At 63.3% G+C, this 17,312-nt stretch carries 21 protein-coding genes; 12 read left to right on the plus strand and 9 right to left on the minus strand.

The genetic code is table 11. The features are described from left to right. Positions 1–19: 19 nt before the first annotated feature. Positions 20–781 carry a phosphate/phosphite/phosphonate ABC transporter substrate-binding protein gene (locus AC4PR2_RS02800; protein ID WP_080432947.1) on the plus strand — a complete coding sequence of 254 codons (762 nt, stop codon included), beginning with the start codon at positions 20–22 and terminating at the stop codon, positions 779–781. A 6-nt stretch (positions 782–787) separates the two neighbouring features. Here the strand turns inward: AC4PR2_RS02800 and AC4PR2_RS02805 are convergent, their stop codons facing one another. Then, entirely contained in the window at positions 788–1,507 is a 720-nt protein-coding gene (locus AC4PR2_RS02805) for an SDR family oxidoreductase (RefSeq protein WP_197801991.1), read from the minus strand. 132 nt (positions 1,508–1,639) lie between these two features. Between AC4PR2_RS02805 and AC4PR2_RS02810 the strand changes: the two genes are divergently transcribed. Then, on the plus strand, positions 1,640–2,551 hold the full coding sequence (locus AC4PR2_RS02810) for a LysR family transcriptional regulator (protein WP_330113372.1): 912 nt from the start codon (positions 1,640–1,642) through the stop codon (positions 2,549–2,551). On the opposite strand, the gene AC4PR2_RS02815 is transcribed toward AC4PR2_RS02810, so the two are convergent. From AC4PR2_RS02815 to AC4PR2_RS02830, 4 genes are all read right to left on the minus strand, one after another. Then, complete coding sequence (locus tag AC4PR2_RS02815) at positions 2,539–2,715, minus strand: hypothetical protein (protein WP_016928550.1); 177 nt, start codon at positions 2,713–2,715, stop codon at positions 2,539–2,541. The two genes, AC4PR2_RS02810 and AC4PR2_RS02815, sit on opposite strands and share 13 nt — an antisense overlap. Positions 2,716–2,821: 106 nt before the next feature. Then, positions 2,822–3,742 (minus strand): drug/metabolite exporter YedA, encoded by a 921-nt coding sequence (yedA, locus tag AC4PR2_RS02820; RefSeq protein ID WP_197778783.1) that lies wholly within the window; start codon positions 3,740–3,742, stop codon positions 2,822–2,824. A 109-nt stretch (positions 3,743–3,851) separates the two neighbouring features. Further along, positions 3,852–4,346 (minus strand): DUF2878 domain-containing protein, encoded by a 495-nt coding sequence (locus tag AC4PR2_RS02825; RefSeq protein WP_197801986.1) that lies wholly within the window; start codon positions 4,344–4,346, stop codon positions 3,852–3,854. 178 nt (positions 4,347–4,524) lie between these two features. Then, positions 4,525–5,178 (minus strand): helix-turn-helix transcriptional regulator, encoded by a 654-nt coding sequence (locus AC4PR2_RS02830; protein WP_060421189.1) that lies wholly within the window; start codon positions 5,176–5,178, stop codon positions 4,525–4,527. A gap of 103 nt (positions 5,179–5,281) precedes the next feature. Between AC4PR2_RS02830 and AC4PR2_RS02835 the strand changes: the two genes are divergently transcribed. From AC4PR2_RS02835 to AC4PR2_RS02860, 6 genes are all read left to right on the plus strand, one after another. Continuing rightward, positions 5,282–6,736, plus strand: a complete 1,455-nt coding sequence (locus tag AC4PR2_RS02835; protein WP_197801980.1) for an MFS transporter — start codon at positions 5,282–5,284, stop codon at positions 6,734–6,736. A gap of 30 nt (positions 6,737–6,766) precedes the next feature. Further along, positions 6,767–7,615 (plus strand): AraC family transcriptional regulator, encoded by an 849-nt coding sequence (locus tag AC4PR2_RS02840; protein WP_049200955.1) that lies wholly within the window; start codon positions 6,767–6,769, stop codon positions 7,613–7,615. A gap of 71 nt (positions 7,616–7,686) precedes the next feature. Beyond that, positions 7,687–8,397, plus strand: coding sequence for an AzlC family ABC transporter permease (locus tag AC4PR2_RS02845; protein WP_346420225.1), 711 nt, complete (start codon positions 7,687–7,689; stop codon positions 8,395–8,397). Beyond that, positions 8,394–8,705 (plus strand): AzlD domain-containing protein, encoded by a 312-nt coding sequence (locus AC4PR2_RS02850; RefSeq protein ID WP_049200952.1) that lies wholly within the window; start codon positions 8,394–8,396, stop codon positions 8,703–8,705. The genes AC4PR2_RS02845 and AC4PR2_RS02850 overlap by 4 nt, the downstream gene beginning before the upstream one ends. Positions 8,706–8,774: 69 nt before the next feature. Continuing rightward, positions 8,775–9,344 (plus strand): helix-turn-helix domain-containing protein, encoded by a 570-nt coding sequence (locus tag AC4PR2_RS02855; protein WP_197801974.1) that lies wholly within the window; start codon positions 8,775–8,777, stop codon positions 9,342–9,344. A 2-nt stretch (positions 9,345–9,346) separates the two neighbouring features. Then, complete coding sequence (locus tag AC4PR2_RS02860; protein ID WP_060440418.1) at positions 9,347–9,865, plus strand: GNAT family N-acetyltransferase; 519 nt, start codon at positions 9,347–9,349, stop codon at positions 9,863–9,865. A gap of 3 nt (positions 9,866–9,868) precedes the next feature. Here the strand turns inward: AC4PR2_RS02860 and AC4PR2_RS02865 are convergent, their stop codons facing one another. From AC4PR2_RS02865 to ompC, 3 genes are all read right to left on the minus strand, one after another. Then, on the minus strand, positions 9,869–10,699 hold the full coding sequence (locus AC4PR2_RS02865; protein WP_084826592.1) for a 5'-nucleotidase, lipoprotein e(P4) family: 831 nt from the start codon (positions 10,697–10,699) through the stop codon (positions 9,869–9,871). A gap of 17 nt (positions 10,700–10,716) precedes the next feature. After that, positions 10,717–11,568 (minus strand): GNAT family N-acetyltransferase, encoded by an 852-nt coding sequence (locus tag AC4PR2_RS02870; protein WP_443014427.1) that lies wholly within the window; start codon positions 11,566–11,568, stop codon positions 10,717–10,719. 179 nt (positions 11,569–11,747) lie between these two features. After that, positions 11,748–12,845 (minus strand): porin OmpC, encoded by a 1,098-nt coding sequence (ompC, locus tag AC4PR2_RS02875; RefSeq protein WP_492174879.1) that lies wholly within the window; start codon positions 12,843–12,845, stop codon positions 11,748–11,750. Positions 12,846–13,086: 241 nt separating this feature from the next. Here ompC and AC4PR2_RS02880 point away from each other — a divergent pair, with 241 nt between their 5' ends. From AC4PR2_RS02880 to dinG, 4 genes are all read left to right on the plus strand, one after another. Beyond that, a complete protein-coding gene (locus AC4PR2_RS02880) occupies positions 13,087–13,743 on the plus strand; it encodes a glutathione S-transferase family protein (protein ID WP_038880560.1) in 657 nt (218 codons plus the stop codon). Between the two features lie 124 nt (positions 13,744–13,867). Next, entirely contained in the window at positions 13,868–14,200 is a 333-nt protein-coding gene (locus AC4PR2_RS02885; protein WP_492174880.1) for a carboxymuconolactone decarboxylase family protein, read from the plus strand. After that, entirely contained in the window at positions 14,190–14,582 is a 393-nt protein-coding gene (locus tag AC4PR2_RS02890) for a tautomerase family protein (protein ID WP_084826590.1), read from the plus strand. Before AC4PR2_RS02885 ends, AC4PR2_RS02890 begins: the two co-directional genes overlap by 11 nt. A gap of 66 nt (positions 14,583–14,648) precedes the next feature. Continuing rightward, complete coding sequence (gene dinG / locus AC4PR2_RS02895) at positions 14,649–16,847, plus strand: ATP-dependent DNA helicase DinG (protein ID WP_033637643.1); 2,199 nt, start codon at positions 14,649–14,651, stop codon at positions 16,845–16,847. Here the strand turns inward: dinG and AC4PR2_RS02900 are convergent, their stop codons facing one another. Continuing rightward, positions 16,848–17,282, minus strand: a complete 435-nt coding sequence (locus tag AC4PR2_RS02900) for an Lrp/AsnC family transcriptional regulator (RefSeq protein ID WP_038880548.1) — start codon at positions 17,280–17,282, stop codon at positions 16,848–16,850. It abuts the gene before it with no gap. Positions 17,283–17,312 lie beyond the last annotated feature (30 nt).

The following is a 17,312-nucleotide window of genomic DNA, read 5'->3' on the forward strand; positions in this document are numbered from 1 at the left end:
GATGCAGGTGTCTCTACCGATGTACGGCGTTGGCCGGGAGCAGGCCGAATCCTTCTGGCAGGTATTGCGCGACAAGCTGCTGCGGCTGGGGCTGCCGGCGGCGCCGGAGCGGCTCAGCTGGCCGGACGATCTGGCGCAGCACTGGCGGCGCGACGATCTGCTGCTCAGCCAAACCTGCGGTTATCCGTTGGTCAGCACCCTGTCGCAGGTGCAGCTGATCGGCACCTACCATTACCGGGTTGAAGGGTGCGACGGGCCGAATTACCGCAGTTGGCTGGTGGTGCGTGCGGGCGATCCCGGCGAACGGCTGGCGGATTTTCGCGGCCGGACGGTGGCTTATAACAGCACCGATTCCCAGTCCGGCTACAACGGCCTGCGCGCGCTGATCGCGCCGTTGGCGCAGGACGGGAAATTCTTCGGTGCGGCGATGGCCTCCGGCGCGCATTATCAGTCGCTGAAGCTGATCCGCAGCGGGCAGGCGGATATCGCCGCCATCGATTCGATCAGCATGGAACTGCTGCGTCGCGCGCAGCCGCAGGCACTGGAGGGGCTGAAAATCATCGGCCGCACGGCGGCGGTGCCCGGTCTGCCGCTGATCACCGCGGCGGGTACGCCGCCGGAACAGGTGGAAATCCTGCGCGCCGGCGCCCGGGCGATGCTGGATGAGGCGGTCAGCGACCGCCTGCTGATCGGCGATTTCAGCCTGGTGCCGCGTTCGGCCTACCAGATTATCACCGTGCTGGAACAGCAGGCCGCCGCGCAGGGCGTGACGGCGCTCTAGCCGCCGTTACAACAGGCCGCCGCCGTCGATGTCGATCACGCTGCCGGTCACGAAGCCGTTCTCCATCGCCAGCAGGTAACCCGCCGCGACGTCGGCCGCCTGGCCGACCCTGCCGACAGGCAGGCTGCCGCCAACCCGTTCGAACAGCGCCTGACGCTGCGCGGCGCTCATGCCGTCGTAGGCTTCGGTGGCGGTGATGCCGGGGCTGACCACGTTCACCCGCCGCGGCGCCAGCTCCTTCGCCAGCTGCTTGCCGGCCGCTTCCAGCGCGGCGTTGATGGCGGTTTTGATCAGCTGACCGCCGAGATATTTACGCGACAGCTGGCCGGAAGTCAGGGTGATGGAGCCCTGTGGCGCCAGCGTCGGCAGCGCCGCCTGCACCGCGCGCAAACTGCCCCAAAATTTGACGTTGAAGTCGGCCTGCGCCCGTTCCAGGGTGGTCTCCGCCAGCGGCTTGGCCTCCACCAGCGGCCCGGCGGTGATCACCAAATGGTCGAAAGCGCCGACGGCGGCAAACAGCGCGTGCAGCGACGCTTCATCGGTCAGATCGGCCTGCATCAGGCGCAGCGCGTCGTTCTTCTCCCTGGCGTGGGGCAGGCGGCGCGAAGCCAGCACCACTTCAGCGCCGCGCGCCGCCGCCGCGTAGGCCACCGCGGCGCCAATGCCGCTGGTGCCGCCCAGGATCACCAGTTTTTGTCGTTTCAGTGGGGAATCGGGAATCGCCATGTTAAGGCCTCTTTTAGGGTAAGTTTCAACGGGATCTATCTTTCCTGATTGAAAATGAGGAAAAAACCCCGCCTAATAGCAAACACTTGTAAATTAATATTAATAATCGATGGCGCTAAAGGAGGGGAGCTGATGACCTCATTTGTCGATCTCGAGGTGTTTGTCCGCACGGTGGACGGCGGCAGTTTTTCCGCCGCGGCGCGCGCGCTGGATATAACGCCGGCGGCGGCCAGCATCGCGGTGAAAAGGCTGGAACAGCAGCTGGGCGCGCGGCTGCTGGTGCGTTCCACCCGCAGCCTGCGGTTGACGGAGGAGGGCGCCCGCTATCTCGACAGCGCGCGCCTGGCGCTGGGCGCGTTGGCTGAAGGGGAGCAGGCGATCCGCGAAAAGCATCAGGGGCTGTCTGGGGTGCTGCAGATTTCAGCGCCGTCGGATTTCGGCCGTAATCTGCTGTTAGGCTGGCTGGACGAGTTCCGGCAACAGCATCCGCATATTCAGCTGCAGCTCCTGATCAACGATCGGCAGGCCGATCTGTTCCGCGAACCGGTGGACGTGGCGTTGCGTTTCGGGCCGCTGGCCGACTCTTCACTGGTGGCGCTGCCTATTTTGCCGCAGCACCGGCGGTTGATCTGCGCCAGCCCAGATTACCTGCGGCGGCATGGCGTGCCGCAAACGCCGGCCGATCTGGCCCGGCACAGCATTCTGGTGTATCAACCCAGTGGCAAACGGCAGGTGGAATGGCGGCTATGGCGCGGTGAGGAGCTGGTCGAAGTGCCGCTGAACGGCAGCTATTTTACCGATGACGGCGAGATCGCGCGGCGCTGGGCGCTGGCCGGCCACGGGGTGGTGCGCAAGTCGGCGATCGACGTGGTGGCGGATATTCGCGCCGGGCGGCTGGTGCAACTGCTGCCGGAATGGCGCAGCGACGCGGTGCCGATCAATCTGGTCTGCCCGCATCGCTCGCAGGTGTCGGAACGCGTCAGGCAGCTGCAGCGCTTTTTACAGCAGCGCTGCCAGCGTTGGATGGACGATCACTTGGCCTGAAGGGTTTCGGTTTGCGCCGGCGTGGCGGCGGCATCCCCGGCAGGCGCGCTTTCTTCGTGCGGGGTAGTAGAACGGGTGTAGATGTTCAGCCCGGCGAGAAATACGCCGCCCAAAGAACCGAAGGCGCACAGGGCGATGACGATGACGAACGCTTTTTTCAGCATAGGAATAATTTCGCAGGTTGCTTGGAACAGCGGGAATTATAGCCCCTTCACCGGGTGAAACAAGAATCGTTTTTAACGGCGGCCCACAGACCGCCTTTTGCGATCGCTACCGTTCGCTGTCGATGGCCTGCACGCGGGCCGGGCGGGCGAACAGGTATTTCCCCAGCGTCACCAGCACCACCGCCGCCACGATGATCGCCAGCGCCAGCCACTCGCGCGGCGCCAGCGATTCGCCGGCAAAGCCGATGCCGAGCAGCACTGCCACCACCGGGTTGACGTAGGCGTAGCTGGTGGCGACCGCCGGGCGCACGTTCTTCAACAAAAACATATAGGCGCTGATCGCCAGCATCGAACCGAAGACGATCAGGTACCCCAGCGCCAGAAAGCCGCTGGTGCTCGGCATCTGAGTCAGGTGTTCGCCGCTCAGCTGGCTGGCGACCAATAACACCGCGCCGGCGACCAGCATCTCCGCCGCGCCGGCCATCGGCCCGGCCGGCAGCGAGATGCGCGATCCCAATACCGAGCCGAAGGCCCAGCTGGCCGACGCCAGCAAAATGAGCAGCGCGCCGGTCGGGTTGCCCACCAGGTTGTTGCCGGTGTTGAGCAGCACGATGCCCACCAGCCCGAGCGCGATGCCGGCCCATTCCAGTTTGGTGTTGCGCATGCCCCACAGCAGGCTGAAGCAGAGGGTGAACAGCGGCACCGTCGCCACCATCACCGCGGCAATGCCGGACGGTACGTGTTGGTGCTCCGCTACCGTCACCAGGCCGTTGCCCACCGCCAGCAGCAGAATGCCGATGACGCCGGCGGCCAGCCACTGCTTCGGCGTCGGCAGCGCGTGGCCGCGCCAGGCCAGGAAGCTGAACAGCACGATGCCGGCGGTCAGAAAGCGAATGCCAGCCATCATCAGTGGCGGCCACTGCGCGACGCCGAGGCGAATGACGAAATAGGTGGAACCCCAAACGATATATAACGTGAACAACGCCCCGATCAACGGCAGGACGCTACGGCTTGGTTGGCTAAGCATAGGATTGTATTTTGCAGGGATGATTATTATTAGAACGCTCAGTAAACCCGATCGGGCAACCGATAAGCAATGGCCTTCGGCATTATTTTTCCCAGCCGCTGCCCGCCGTTCAGCTGTCCGGTCGTTTCCACTGCAGCCAGCTGACGGCCGGCAGATAAATCGACCAGCCGACGGCCAGCAGCAGCAGCATGAACTCCGGCGGCACGCCGGGCAGCAAGGCGTCTAGCTTCCAGGATACGGCGTAGGCGAAGGGGCCGACGGCAGCGCCCAGCACCGCCAGCGGCCAGGGGGCCGCTCTGACCACGTCCAGCAGCCAATACCACCAGCAGCCGAAACCGATCCAAAGCGCGATGGCCCAGAGCGGCAGGCCGTGTTGCCCGCTGTAGTGCAGCACGCCGCTGTAGCTCCAAAGCCCATCCATGCCGATGCCGCCCAAGGCGGCCAGGGCCGCGCCTTTACGGCGGGCGGCGGGGGTAAAAATCAGCGCCAGCGCCGCGCCGGCCAGCAGTATGCCGTTGAGCCGATCGCGAGTCAGCAGCGCCAGCAGCCAGCAGACGCCCAGTCCCAGCGTCGCCAGCCAGAATCCGGCATGCGGCTTCTTCATCGTTCAACTCCCGTGGGGTTACTCTGCCGCTAGCGCGCCAGGCGCCGGCGGATTTCTCAGGGCGGGCGCGAGGCCCGCTGTTTGCCTGAATGTTCGTTAATTCAACCTTAGAAGGGAAGGTGCGGGGTGCACAAGCAGAATAATCTGTACCGGTTGAAAACGTGGGCAAAAACCGGTGTTACAGGAGCGAAATGCGGTAGGCGCAGCGCCGCGAGCCGGCCAGAATGTGTTCGGCGCGCTCTACCTGCGCCTGCAGCACTTCGGTGAAGATACTCAACTCCGCCCGGCAGAAGCCTTGGCAGACGGTGGCGGCGGCGCAGATCGGGCAGTGATTTTCCACCAGCAGATAGGTACCGTCCTCTTCCTGGCGCCATTCGGCCATATAGCCTTCGCGGCAGCGGATCTCGGTCAGGCGCGCCACGCGCTCCTGCAGATCGGCGGCGCCGATCATCGCCTGCTTGTAGTTGATGCGGTTTTCCTGCTCGCGGGTCTCGATCAGCACGTCGAGCGCCTGTTCGCCCAGCTTGTCGCGCACGGTGCGCAGCAGCTGCACCGTCAGATCCGCATGGGTGTCGGGAAAGCGTGCGTTGCCGGCCGAGGTCAAATGCCACAGCTGCACCGGGCGGCCCACGCCGCGCGTTTCCGCCACCGCTTCGACCAGCCCCTCTTTCGCCAGCTTGACGAACTGCTGGCGGGCTGCCTCACCGGTGGTGCCGAGCACCTTTCCTGCGTCAGAAGCTTGCTGCGGGCCGCGGGTTTTCAATAGCGTCAGCAAGCGGTCACTGACCGATTGTGCGGTGCTGCCGCTATTTTCCAAGTTTATTCTTGACATATTTCTCCGCCTCGCCCTAACTTATTCCAAGATATCTCTTGTTAAATTTAACGCAATCTCATGACCAACTCAATGCCATTCCTCTGAAAACAGGACGACAACCGTGATAACCCATGACGATAGACGCTGGAGCGACCTTTTCTCCGGCAAAAATGCGGCCAGTGCGATCGCGCTTTCGCTCGGCGTAGCGCTGCATGCCATCAATATTCTGGTCGCCACCACCATTCTGCCCTCGGTGGTGCAGGATATCGGCGGGCTGGATCTCTACGCCTGGAACACCACGCTGTTCGTGGTGGCGTCGATCCTCGGCTCCGCGCTGTCGGCCCGCTTGCTCAGCGGCTACGGCGCGCGCAGCGCCTATCTGGTGGCTTCGCTGTTCTTCATCGCCGGGGCGGCGCTGTGTGCGCTGGCACCGAGCATGCCGGTGATGCTGATCGGCCGCACGGTGCAGGGCTTCGGCGGCGGGCTGATATTTGCGCTCTCCTACGCGATGATCAACCTGGTGTTCGAGCAGCGATTGTGGCCGCGCGCCATGGCGCTCATCTCGGCGATGTGGGGCATCGCCACCCTGGTGGGGCCGGCGGTGGGCGGCATTTTCGCCGAGCTGCACGCCTGGCGTTGGGCCTTCGGCATTCTGCTGCCGATCATGGCGCTGTACGCCGCGTTTACCTTCCTGATCCTGCCCAAGGGCAAAGCGCAGCAGGCGGCCGCGCCGTTGCCGGCCGCCCAGCTGCTGCTGTTGACCGTGGCGGTGCTGGTGGTGTCCGCCGGCAGCCTGGCGCACAGCGCCTGGATCAACCTGGCGGGCATCGCGCTCTCGCTGCTGCTGATGGCCTGGCTGCTGAAGCGTGAAGCGCACTCGAGAGCCCGTCTGTTACCGCACGGCGCACTGCGGCGCGGATCATCGTTGGCGGCGCTCTACATCACGACCGCGTTGCTGGTGATCGGCATGACCAGCGAGATCTTCGTGCCGTATTTCCTGCAGCTGCTGCACGGCCAGTCGCCGCTGATCTCCGGCTATATCGCCGCTGCCATGGCCGCCGGCTGGACGCTGTCCGAGATCCTCAGCTCCGGCTGGCGCGGGGCGGGTATTCGCCGGGCGATCGTCAGCGGGCCGCTGTTTGTGCTGGTGGGGCTGCTGGCGCTGGCGATCCTGATGCCGGTGCCGTCCGGTGGCCACTGGCAGGCGCTGGCGCCGATCGTCATTGCGCTGTTGCTGGTGGGATTCGGCATCGGTTTCGGCTGGCCGCACCTGCTGACGCGCATTTTGCAGGTGGCGCCTGAGGCGGACAAAGACATCGCCGGCGCTTCCATTACCACGGTGCAGCTGTTCGCCACCGCGTTCGGGGCGGCGCTGGCCGGGATGACGGCCAATCTGGCGGGGCTGAACGATCCGGGCGGGGCGGTGGGCGCGGCGTCGGCGGCGCGTTGGCTGTTCCTGGCGTTCGCGCTGGCGCCGCTGCTGGCGGTGTTCAGCGCCTGGCGGTGCGCGGCGATCGCGCCGCCGGGCGCCGAGACGGGCAATTTTGTACAAACCCCGCCCTCGCGTGAGTGCTAGAATGGCGCTCATTCAGCGGAGGTAGGCAAGATGAAGGTGGAAGGCGCAGCGCGCAAAGCATCCCGGGAACAGGCCCATTTCATGCACGTCGACGATCTCGGCGGGCTGGAAGTGCTGCAGGCCACCTACCGCCGCCAAACCTTCTCGCGCCACAGCCATGAAGGCTTCTGCGTGGGCGTCATCGACGACGGCGCCCAGCGTTTCTACCGCACCGGTGGCGAACACGTGGCGCCGCTGGGCAGCATCATTCTGGTCAACGCCGACGACATCCACACCGGCAGCTCCGCCACCGAAGAGGGATGGTCGTATCAGGCGATGTACCCGACGCCGGAGCTGCTGGCGTTTTTGTCGCGCGATCTGAAAACCGGCGCCGGCGCGACGCCTTATTTCCCCAACCCGGTGGTGCACGACGTCGGCCTGGCCGGCCAGCTGCGGATGGCGTTCAGCCTGCTGCGCAGCGATGAGAACCGGCTGATGAAAGAGACCATGGTGTTCTCGGCGCTGACCTGGCTGATGCTGCGGCACGGCAAAAGCCGCATCGATCCCACGCCGCAGAGCCGGGCGCAAAGCCAGGTGGCGCGGGTGAAAGCCTTTCTCGACGATTTCCCCGAGGCGGACATTTCGCTGCTGGAGCTGGCGGAGCGAGTGGCGCTCAGCCCTTATTACCTGCTGCGGCAGTTTCAGCAGGCCACCGGTCTGCCGCCGCACGCCTATCAAATTCAGGCGCGGCTGCGCAAGGCGCGCGGCATGCTGAAGGCCGGCAGCAGCGTGCTGGACAGCGCGCTGAGCTGCGGTTTTCACGATCAAAGCCATTTCCACCGCCATTTTCGCAAGTCGATGGGCATCACGCCGGGCGACTACGTCAAATCGCTGAAATAACCGGGCAATCGGGTGCAATACCCGTGTGCGCCTGCGCCGTAAGCTGGCTTCTTCAATCAAAGGAGAAGCCCATGACTGATTCAATCCCCCTCATCACGCCGCCGTCTGCCCGCTTGCGCCCCGCTCTGCAGGGTGGGGTGGCGATCTTGCCGCTGTGCCTGGCGGTGGTGCCGTGGGGCATACTGGCGGGCTCGATGGCCCTGCAAAACGGCCTGACGCCGGCACAGGGGCTGGGCATGTCGGCCATCGTGTTCGCCGGGGCGGCGCAGCTGGTGGCGATGGGCATGATCAAGGGCGGCGCCGGGCTGCTGGCGATCCTGCTGTCGACCTTTTTCGTCACCGCCCAGCATTTTCTCTATGCGCTGCGGCTGCGGGAGCGCATTGCGCCGCTGCCGTTACGCTGGCGGCTGGCCCTGGGATTCTTGCTCACCGATGAACTGTTTGCGCTGACCGGCGAACAGGCGCCGGCGCGTTTCGACCGCTGGTATGCGCTGGGCGCCGGGCTGACCTTTTACCTGTGCTGGTTTCTCTCCACGCTGCTCGGCATCGTAGCCGCCGACAGCGCCGGGGATCTGGACGGTTATGGGCTGGATTTTTCCATCGCCGCCACCTTTATCGCCATCGTGGTGCCGCTGGTGCGCAGCCTGCCGGTGTTGGCCTGCGTGCTGACCGCGCTGCTGCTTTCCATTGTGTTGCACTATTTCCAGACGCCGGGCGCACTGGTGATCGCCACCGTGGCGGCGATGCTGGTCGGGCTGCTGTGCAGCGGGGGGCGCCGATGATCTGGCTGACGATAGTCTTGATGGGGCTGGTGGTGTTCTTCAACCGCTACTGCTTTTTGGCGCCGGGATTGCCACTGCGGTTATCGCCGCGCGTCAAAACCCTGCTGAGCTTTTCCGTGCCGGCGGTGCTGACGGCCATTTGCGGGCCGATTATCGCCTTCAGCGGCGACCAGCTGCGCGCCGCGCCGGATAACCCTTACCTGTGGGGGGCGGTGTTTGCGGTGATATTGGCGTTCTTTCTGCGCAACATGCTGGCGGTGGTGTTGCTGAGCCTGCTGATATTTATCGCGCTGCGCGGCATTTTTTAAAATTCGCTTGCCATATCTCTAATTTGAGATTATTTCTCTTATATGGGATTTTTCGGCGGAGTGTGAGCGATGGATAACGGTTTGGAGACGGCTGACCTGAGGTTGGCGCAGCGGTTGGCGGATTTGCGCCAGCAGCAGGGGTGGTCGCTGGAGGCGCTGGCGCAACGCACCGGCCTTAGCCGGGCGACGCTCTCGCGGGTGGAGCGCGCCGAAACCAGCCCGACGGCGTCGCTGCTGAACCGGCTGTGCGCCGCCTACGGGTTGACCATGTCGCGCCTGCTGAGCGAAATCGAAGACGAACCGCCGGAGCTGCTGCGGCCGCCGCAACAGCCGGTATGGATCGATCGCGCCAGCGGTTTTCACCGTCGCTCCGTTTCCCCGCCTGCCGCGCTGTATAAGGCCGAATTTATCGAAGCCCGGCTCGATGCCGGCGCGCAGATCGATTACGACCTGCCGTCGATTCCGGCGCTGGAGCATCACCTCTGGCTGCTGTCCGGGCAGCTGGAGCTGACGCTGGAAGGGCGCGTTTTCCGGCTGTCGCCCGGCGATTGTCTGCGCTACCGCCTGTTCGGCGCTTCCCGTTTCCATGTCCCCGGCGATGAGCCGGCCCATTACACGCTCGTTATCTGCAGGCCATAGCCATGATTGAATTACAACAGTGGGACGCCGACGCAGCGCACAACGCCATAGCCGACCTGGCCGAAATGCTGCACGCCAGCGTGGCGCACGGCGCCAGCATCGGTTTTGTCATGCCTTTTACGCTGGAACAGGCGCGGGCGTTTTGGCAGGGGCTGCTGCCGGCCCTGGCGCGGGGCGAGCGCGCGATGCTGGTGGCGCTCGCGAACGGGCGGCCGGTCGGCACCGTGCAGCTGCTGTTGGCGATGCCGGACAATGGCCGCCACCGGGCGGAAGTGGTCAAGCTGATGGTGCACCCGCAGGCGCGGCGGCAGGGCGTCGCGCGGCTGTTGATGCAGGAAGTGCAGGCGCTGGCGGCGCGTCATCGCCGCAGCCTGTTGGTGCTGGATACCCTGAGCGGCAGCGCGGCGCAGGGGTTGTACTGCCAATTGGGGTTCGAAGCGGCAGGTGACATCCCACAATACGCCCGCGCCAGCGACGGCGGGGCGTTGGAAGCCACCTGCTATATGTACAAACTGCTGTGAGGCTTAGCGCCCGCGCCAGGCTTTGATCGCCTGCTGGCGCACCTGCAGCTTCTGCTGCGGCGTCAGCTTGTTGTAATCGCGGGCCAGCCCGCTTTCCCAATCGCCGTACATCGGGTTGGGCAGCACGATGTATTCGGTGCCGAACTTGCCCTGGTTCTCGCTGACGAATGCCCGGCGCTGCGCATTGTCCTTGTGGTAAGTCGCGGCGCCGAAGTCGTTCAGGTTATCGCCCGCGTACACCACGATGTCATAGCCGGCTTGTTTGATGGCGTCGAAGCGCGCCTGCTTATTGGAGGTGTCGGTGCTGAGCAGCACGGTCTTTTCCGACATGCCGGTGAAACCGAGCTTCTGCATGTTGGCCACCGTGGCGGCGTACTCGCTCTGCTTGCGGTTCGATACGTAGAACATCGTCCCCTGATGGGTATTAACGTAACGGGCAAACGACACCGCGCCCGGCACCGCGCCGGCCTGTTCGGCCTGCGTCCATTGGGCCCAGGTGGCGCCGTCGTACGGCTGGCCCTGCTGCGCCTGCCAGCCGGAGTAGGCGCTGTTGTCCAGCATGGTTTCATCCAGATCGACCACCACCGCCTTTTTACGGCCCGGCGCGGCCTTGGCCTGATCGAAGGCGCGCTGCGCGCTGTTGAACGCCTGATGCGCCAACGCCTGGTATTCGCCGGACTGTTGGAACCAGTTCACCGCCAGCACCGACTGATCCGCCAGCCGTTGCTGGGCCTGGGCGTCGGTGTGCGGCGGCTGCGCGCAACCGGCCAACGTCAGCAGCGCGACGCCGACCGCCGCGCCGAGGGTGAGTTTCCTTGCCTGTTTTCCTGCCATCGTTATCTCTCTCGGTTTTATTCTTGTGGGCTGTCCAGCAGCATATCCATCTCGAACTGGCGCAGGGGATCCTGCCGCCAGCCAAGATGCGTAAAGAAGGGGGCCGCCACCTCGGGCACAAAGACGTTGGCGGTCAGCGGCAAAGGGGCGAACCGCGTTTGCAGGGCGGCCAGCAAGGCGCGCGCATGCCCCTGGCCGCGGTGCTGCGGCGGCACGTAGATCAGGCGCAGCCAGCAGTGCTCGGCGCCGGGCATCACCACGGCGTAGGCTTGACGATTGAGCGTATAGGCCTGCGGTTTGCCCGGCAGCTTGAACAGCGATTCGGGGGCGATCAGCCAGGGCAGGTCGGTGGCGCCTTCCGCCGTCAGGCGATGGCTGACGGTCAGCGGATCGACTGCCTGCAGCGCCGCCGTGCCTGGCGGCGCTTCCGCCGGCGCCTGATGGCCGGTCAGGGTGCGCACGATGCGCAGCCCGGCGCGATGATACAACGCCAGCGCGGCTTCGTTGCCTTCGATCACTTCCAGCGACAGCCGTCGGTCGCCGCGGTGGCGGGCATCCGCCACCAGCCGCTGCATCAGCGCCTTGCCCAGCCCCTGGCCGCGCATCTCCGGGCGCACGGAAAAGGCCGCAATCCGGCTGTGCCGGCCGCGGCGGGCGATCAGCGCCACCGCCACCGGTTCATGGCGGTGGGTGACGATCAGGCTGTCGTTCAGGCTGAGATCCTCAGCGCCGAAGCGGGCGGCGAAGGTCGGTCCGTCGAGCACGAAGCGCACGATGTAGTTTTCAAAACAGTGGTTGAGGATGTTTGCCAGTTCGTTGCTGCTGTAGCGCAGGGCGTTGTGGTAGTCGAAGCGTCCGTCGTTATGCATGGCTGATTCCGCTCGGGGGGAAAGCTATACATGTAGACCCGTTTGTTTTGCAAGGCAAGCGGGGGCATTCGTTGGCGGGAAAATAAAAACAAAAAAGCCGGACGCAGCCGCCCGGCGAAATAAAACTCTGGGTATCAAGTGACGCTAAAGTTTGCAGTGGTGGTTATTCATTCATCACATCAGAACTGGTAGGTCAGGGCGACGGCAATCACGTTGTCGTCTTTCAGACCCAGCTTGTTATTGCTGTCGAGCTGGTTGATTTTATAATCGACATAGGTCGACATGTTCTTGTTGAAATAGTAGTACGCGCCGACATCGATATATTTCACCAGGTCGGCATCGCCGATGCCTTCAATATCTTTGCCTTTCTGCTGAACATAGCCCAGCGATGGGCGCAGACCGAAATCGAACTGATATTGCGCAACCAGTTCCAGGCCTTCTGCTTTATTGGCGAAGCCGCTGACGGAGGTGGAGCGGTTATTGATGGTGGCGGTGCCGGAAATAGGCGCGATGTTGCGGCTTTCCGAGTAGGTGGCAGCCAGGTAGACATCGTTGTTGTCGTATTTCATACCGGCGGCCCAGATATCGGCCTTGTCGCCTTTGCCGAAGGTGCCCGCTTTCTGGCTGGCGGTACGGTTGGAAGAGGCATAGGCGGCGCCCACACTCAGGCCGTCGATAATTTCATAGCTGGAGGAAAGGCCCCAACCGTCGCCGTTCGCCTTGCTGGCGGAGCGGCCGTCGTTTTCGTTCTTGCCCTGGTACTGCACGGCGAATTTCAGGCCGTCAACCAGACCGAAGAAGTTGTTATTACGGTAGGTGGCAACGCCGTTGGTGCGGCCGTTCATGAAGTTGTCGGTCTTGACGTAAGCATCGTCGCCGAATTCAGGCAGCATATCCGTCCAGGCGCCGACGTCGTAAATAATGCCGTAGTTGCGACCGTAATCGAAAGAGCCGAAGTCTTTATATTTCAGACCGGCGAAGCCCAGACGCGTTTTAGTGTCTTTGGTGCCGTCGGATTCAGAATGGTTGGCGGCGATCTGATATTCCCACTGGCCGTAACCGGTCAGCATGTCATTAATCTGGGTCGCGCCTTTAAAGCCGATACGGACGTAGGTTTTATCACCGTCGTTGCCGGCATCATCGGAGAAATAATGCAGGGCTTTCACACGACCGTAAAAATCGAGTTTGTTGCCGTCTGTATTGTAGATTTCTGCTGCCTGTGCCGCTTGCGCAAGTAAAAGTGCCGGAATAATAACGGCCAGAAGATTACGTTTCATGAGTTACCCTGCTTTATTCGATTGAAAGACGCTTATCATCAGTTGCATTGCTGTTTTACTGTGCCGCCTGATTGTTTGCGGCGGAGAATTTTTACCGTAGTAATGTGATCTATTTATGACAAAAAATTCATTTTCATGTCGAACGATTAAAAAAGTCGCGCAAAGGGTGAATTTTTTCTTCAGCCGACGGTCGGCGGCTGGTCTACAGTTACCGATACCTTGTTCCGCTGCGGGAGGAATCATGCACGATACTTATACTTTGTTCGGTACGCAGGGCTGCGGCTCGACGATCGTGGCCGCCGCGTTGGCGTTGACCGCTTTCCCCTGGGGCTATGAGGAAGTGGACTACACGCAGGACGGCCCGGAGCGCGATCGCCTGCTGGCGCTGAACCCGCTGGGTCAGGTGCCCACCTTAGTGTTGCCCAATGACGAAGTGATGACGGAGAGTGCGGCGATTATTCTGCTGCTGCACGATCGCGCACCGCATGCCGAGCTGGCGCCGCCCGGCGGTTCGCCGCTGTTGCCGCGTTTTCTGCGCTGGCTGCTGTTCATCAACGCGGAGATTTACCCCACCTTCACCTATGCCGACCATCCGCAGCGCTGGCAGCCGCAGGCGGCGGGGGCGGAACAGCTGAAAAACGCGGTAATGGCTTATCGCGAGCGTTTATTGCAGCAGCTGAACGCCGCCGCCGGCGCAGCGGGCCCGTGGTTTCTCGGCAAGAGCTTCAGCGCGTTGGATCTGTACGTGGCGGTGATGTGCCACTGGCGGCCGGGTCGCGCGTGGTTCCGGCAACACTGTCCGCGGCTGTACGCCATCGCTGAACGGGTGGAACAGCGGCCGGAGCTGAATGCGCTGCTGAGCGCGCAGTTCGACGGCGTTGCCCCGCTGGAATCGTGAATCCTCCCCGCCGCCCGGCGGGGAACCCTCCCGTTTTTCTGAACCGAGACTGCCGAAAATCCCGATTTTCACTCGCTGCGGCGGCGGGTAGCGTAAGGCTATCCGCAACTGACAGGAGAGTGTGATGCCATCAGAATCCCAGGCCGGGCAACAGGCGTTCGGCGATATTGCCCCCAAGCTGGCGCAGCTCAGCGACCGAGTGTTGTTTGGCGATATTTGGCAGCGGCCGGCGCTGAGCCCGCGCGAGCGCAGCCTGATTACCGTCGCCGCGCTGGTGGCGCTCAACCGCGTGGAACAGCTGCCGTTTCACCTGCAGCTGGCGCAGCGCAACGGCGTGACGCGTCAGCAGCTGGCCGAGCTCATCACCCATCTGGCGTTCTACGCCGGCTGGCCCGCGGCGGCGTCGGCCGTGGCGCGCCTGCGCGAGCTGGAACAGGAGGACAATCATGCCGTTTAGCCGTATCGCCCTGCTTCAGGGCAAGTCCGCCGACTATCTGCAAACCCTGTCCGACAGCCTGCATCAGGCGCTGGTGGAGGCCTTTGAGGTGCCGCCGACGGATAAATTTCAGGTGATCGATCAATACCGCCCCGGTGAGCTTATCTACGATCGCGACTATCTCGGCGGGCCGCGCAGCGCGGATTTCGTGCTGTTTTATATCACCGCCGGGCGGCCGCGCGACACCGACACCAAGCGGCGTTTCTACGGGCGGCTGGCGGCGCTGCTGGCGGAAAACCTGCGGCTGCGCCCCGAGGATGTGATGGTGGTGATCACCACCACCCAGTTGGACGAGTGGTCGTTCAGCGCCGGGCGCGCCTCGATGATCGATCCGCAGACGTAACTCGGGCTGACGCCGCGGGCGGTCTGTGGGACAATAGCGCCATCATTTCGTTTAGATAAGAGTTGAATGGCGCTCTCCTCCGCAGTTAAAGATCAGATTGGCCAGTGGTACAAAGCCCTGCAGCAGCAAATACCGGATTTTATTTCCCGCGCGCCCCAGCGCCAGATGATCGCCGAGGTGGCGAAGACGCTGGCCGGTGACTACCCGCGCCATCTGGCGATCGAGGCGCCGACCGGCGTCGGTAAAACGCTGTCTTACCTGATCCCGGGCATCGCCGTCGGGCGGGCGGAGAGCAAACCGCTGGTGGTCAGCACCGCCAACGTGGCGCTGCAGGACCAGATCTACAGCAAAGATTTGCCGCTGCTGAAGAAGATTATCCCCGATCTGAAATTTACCGGCGCCTTTGGCCGCGGGCGCTACGTGTGCCCGCGCAACCTGGCGGCGATGAGCACCGACGTCAGTCAACAGGGCGATCTGACGCTGTTCCTCGACGACGAGCTGGCGCCGTCCAGCGGCGAAGAGCAGGCGCTGTGCCAGAAGCTGACCAAGGCGCTGGCTCGCTTCGAGTGGGACGGGCTGCGCGATCACTATCAACAGAGCATCGACGATCCGCTGTGGGCCAAGCTGAGCACCGACAAGGCCAACTGCCTGGGGCGCAACTGCCACTACATTCGCGAATGCCCGTTCTATATTGCCCGCAAAGAGATCGAGAGCGCCGACGTGGTGGTGGCTAATCACGCTCTGGTGATGGCGGCACTGGAGACGGAGTCGGTGCTGCCGAACCCGAAAGAGCTGCTGCTGGTGTTGGACGAAGGCCACCATTTGCCTGAGGTGGCGCGCGACGCGTTGGAGATCGACGGGGAAATTACCGCGCTGTCGACCAACCTGCAGCTGGACATGATCGTGCGGCAGGTCGAGCAGTGCATGACGCAGTACCGGCCGAAGAATCCGCCGGGGCTGGCCAACAGCGAGCGGCTGAAGAACCATTGTGAGGAGCTGCGCGAGCTGGTGCAGATCTTCGAGCATCAGGTCAGCGCCTACCTGCCCGGCGACAGCGTGGCAGCCGAGCACCGTTTTGAAATGGGCGAGCTGCCGGCGGAGATGGTGGAGAGTTGCGCGCGGCTGTTCAAACTGACCGATGCGCTGCGCGGGCTGGCGGAGTTCGTGCTTAACGATCTCACCGAGCAGACCGGCAAGCATGACATCGTGCGCCTGCACCGGTCGATCATTCAGATGAGCCGCACGCTGGGCTATCTGGAAGCGATGAGCAAGCTGTGGCGGCTGGCGGCGCTCGACAAGTCGTCCAACGCGCCGATCTCCAAATGGGTCACGCGCGAACTGCGCGATAACGTTACCCATCTCTACCTGCACTGCGTCGGCATCCGCGTCAGCGACCAGCTGGAGAAGCTGCTGTGGCGCAAGGTGCCGCACGTGGTGGTGACCTCGGCCACGCTGCGTTCGCTGAACAGCTTCGCGCGTTTGCAGGAGATGAGCGGGTTGAGCGAGAAGGCCGGCGATCGCTTCGAAACGCTCTCTTCGCCGTTCAATCATGTCGAACAGGGCAAGATTGTCATTCCGCAGATGCGCTACGAACCGGCGCTCGCCAACGAGGCGGAGCACCTTGAGGAGATGGCGCGATGTTTCCGCGCCGAGCAAGCGAGCGGCAAACACAAAGGCATGCTGATCCTGTTCAGCAGCCACCGGGCGATGCAGACTTTCCTCAGCTACGTGACCGATCTGCGGCTGATGCTGCTGGTGCAGGGCGACCAGCCGCGCTACCGGCTGGTGGAAGAGCACCGCAAGCGGGTGGAGAAGGGCGTCGCCAGCGTGCTGGTGGGGCTGCAATCGTTCGCCGAAGGGTTGGATCTGAAAGGCGAGCTGCTGACCCAGGTACACATTCACAAAATTGCGTTCCCGCCAATCGACAGCCCGGTGATCATTACCGAAGGCGAGTGGCTGAAATCGCTGAAGCGCTATCCTTTCGAAGTGCAGAGCTTGCCGAGCGCCTCGTTCAACCTGATCCAGCAGGTCGGCCGCCTGATCCGCAGCAACCAATGCTACGGCGAGATCGTGATCTACGATCGTCGGCTGTTGACCAAAAACTACGGTTCGCGGCTGTTGGCGTCGCTGCCGGTGTTCCCGATCGAACAGCGCGCGGTGCCGGAGGCCGACAAGGCGCATCTGGCGGCGCTGAAATCCGCCGCCGACGCGGCCAAAAAAGAGAAGAAGCGCGGCAACCCGTTTGCCCGCAAGCGGCGGCGTTAATCAGAGCAGCGGCGGCAGGCGGCGTTTGACCGGCGTGGTTTTCACGATCGAGGTGTTGCTCTGCGCATGCTCGGCCAGCCGATCGAGGGTGTGGTCGAGCTGTTCCATCGAGTGCGCCACCAGCCGCACGATAAAGCAGTCTTCGCCGGTCACCTTATCGCACTCGACCACTTCCGGGATCGCCTGAATCAGCTGTTCAACCTTCTTCAGCATGCCCGGCAGCGGCTTGATACGCACCAGTGACTCGAAGGCGTAGCCCACCGCCTGCAGATTGACGTTCAGGGTATAGCCCTGGATCACGCCGCTTTCCTCCAGCCGCCGCAGCCTTTCCGACGTGCTCGGCGATGACAGCCCCACCTGCGCGCTCAGCGTCTTCAACGACGCGCGTGCGTCCTGCGCCAAAAGAGTCAGGATCTGGCGATCGATATCATCCATAACGCCTCCGTTAGGTATTTTCTTTATTAT

Source organism: Serratia sp. A07 (genome assembly GCF_058725505.1).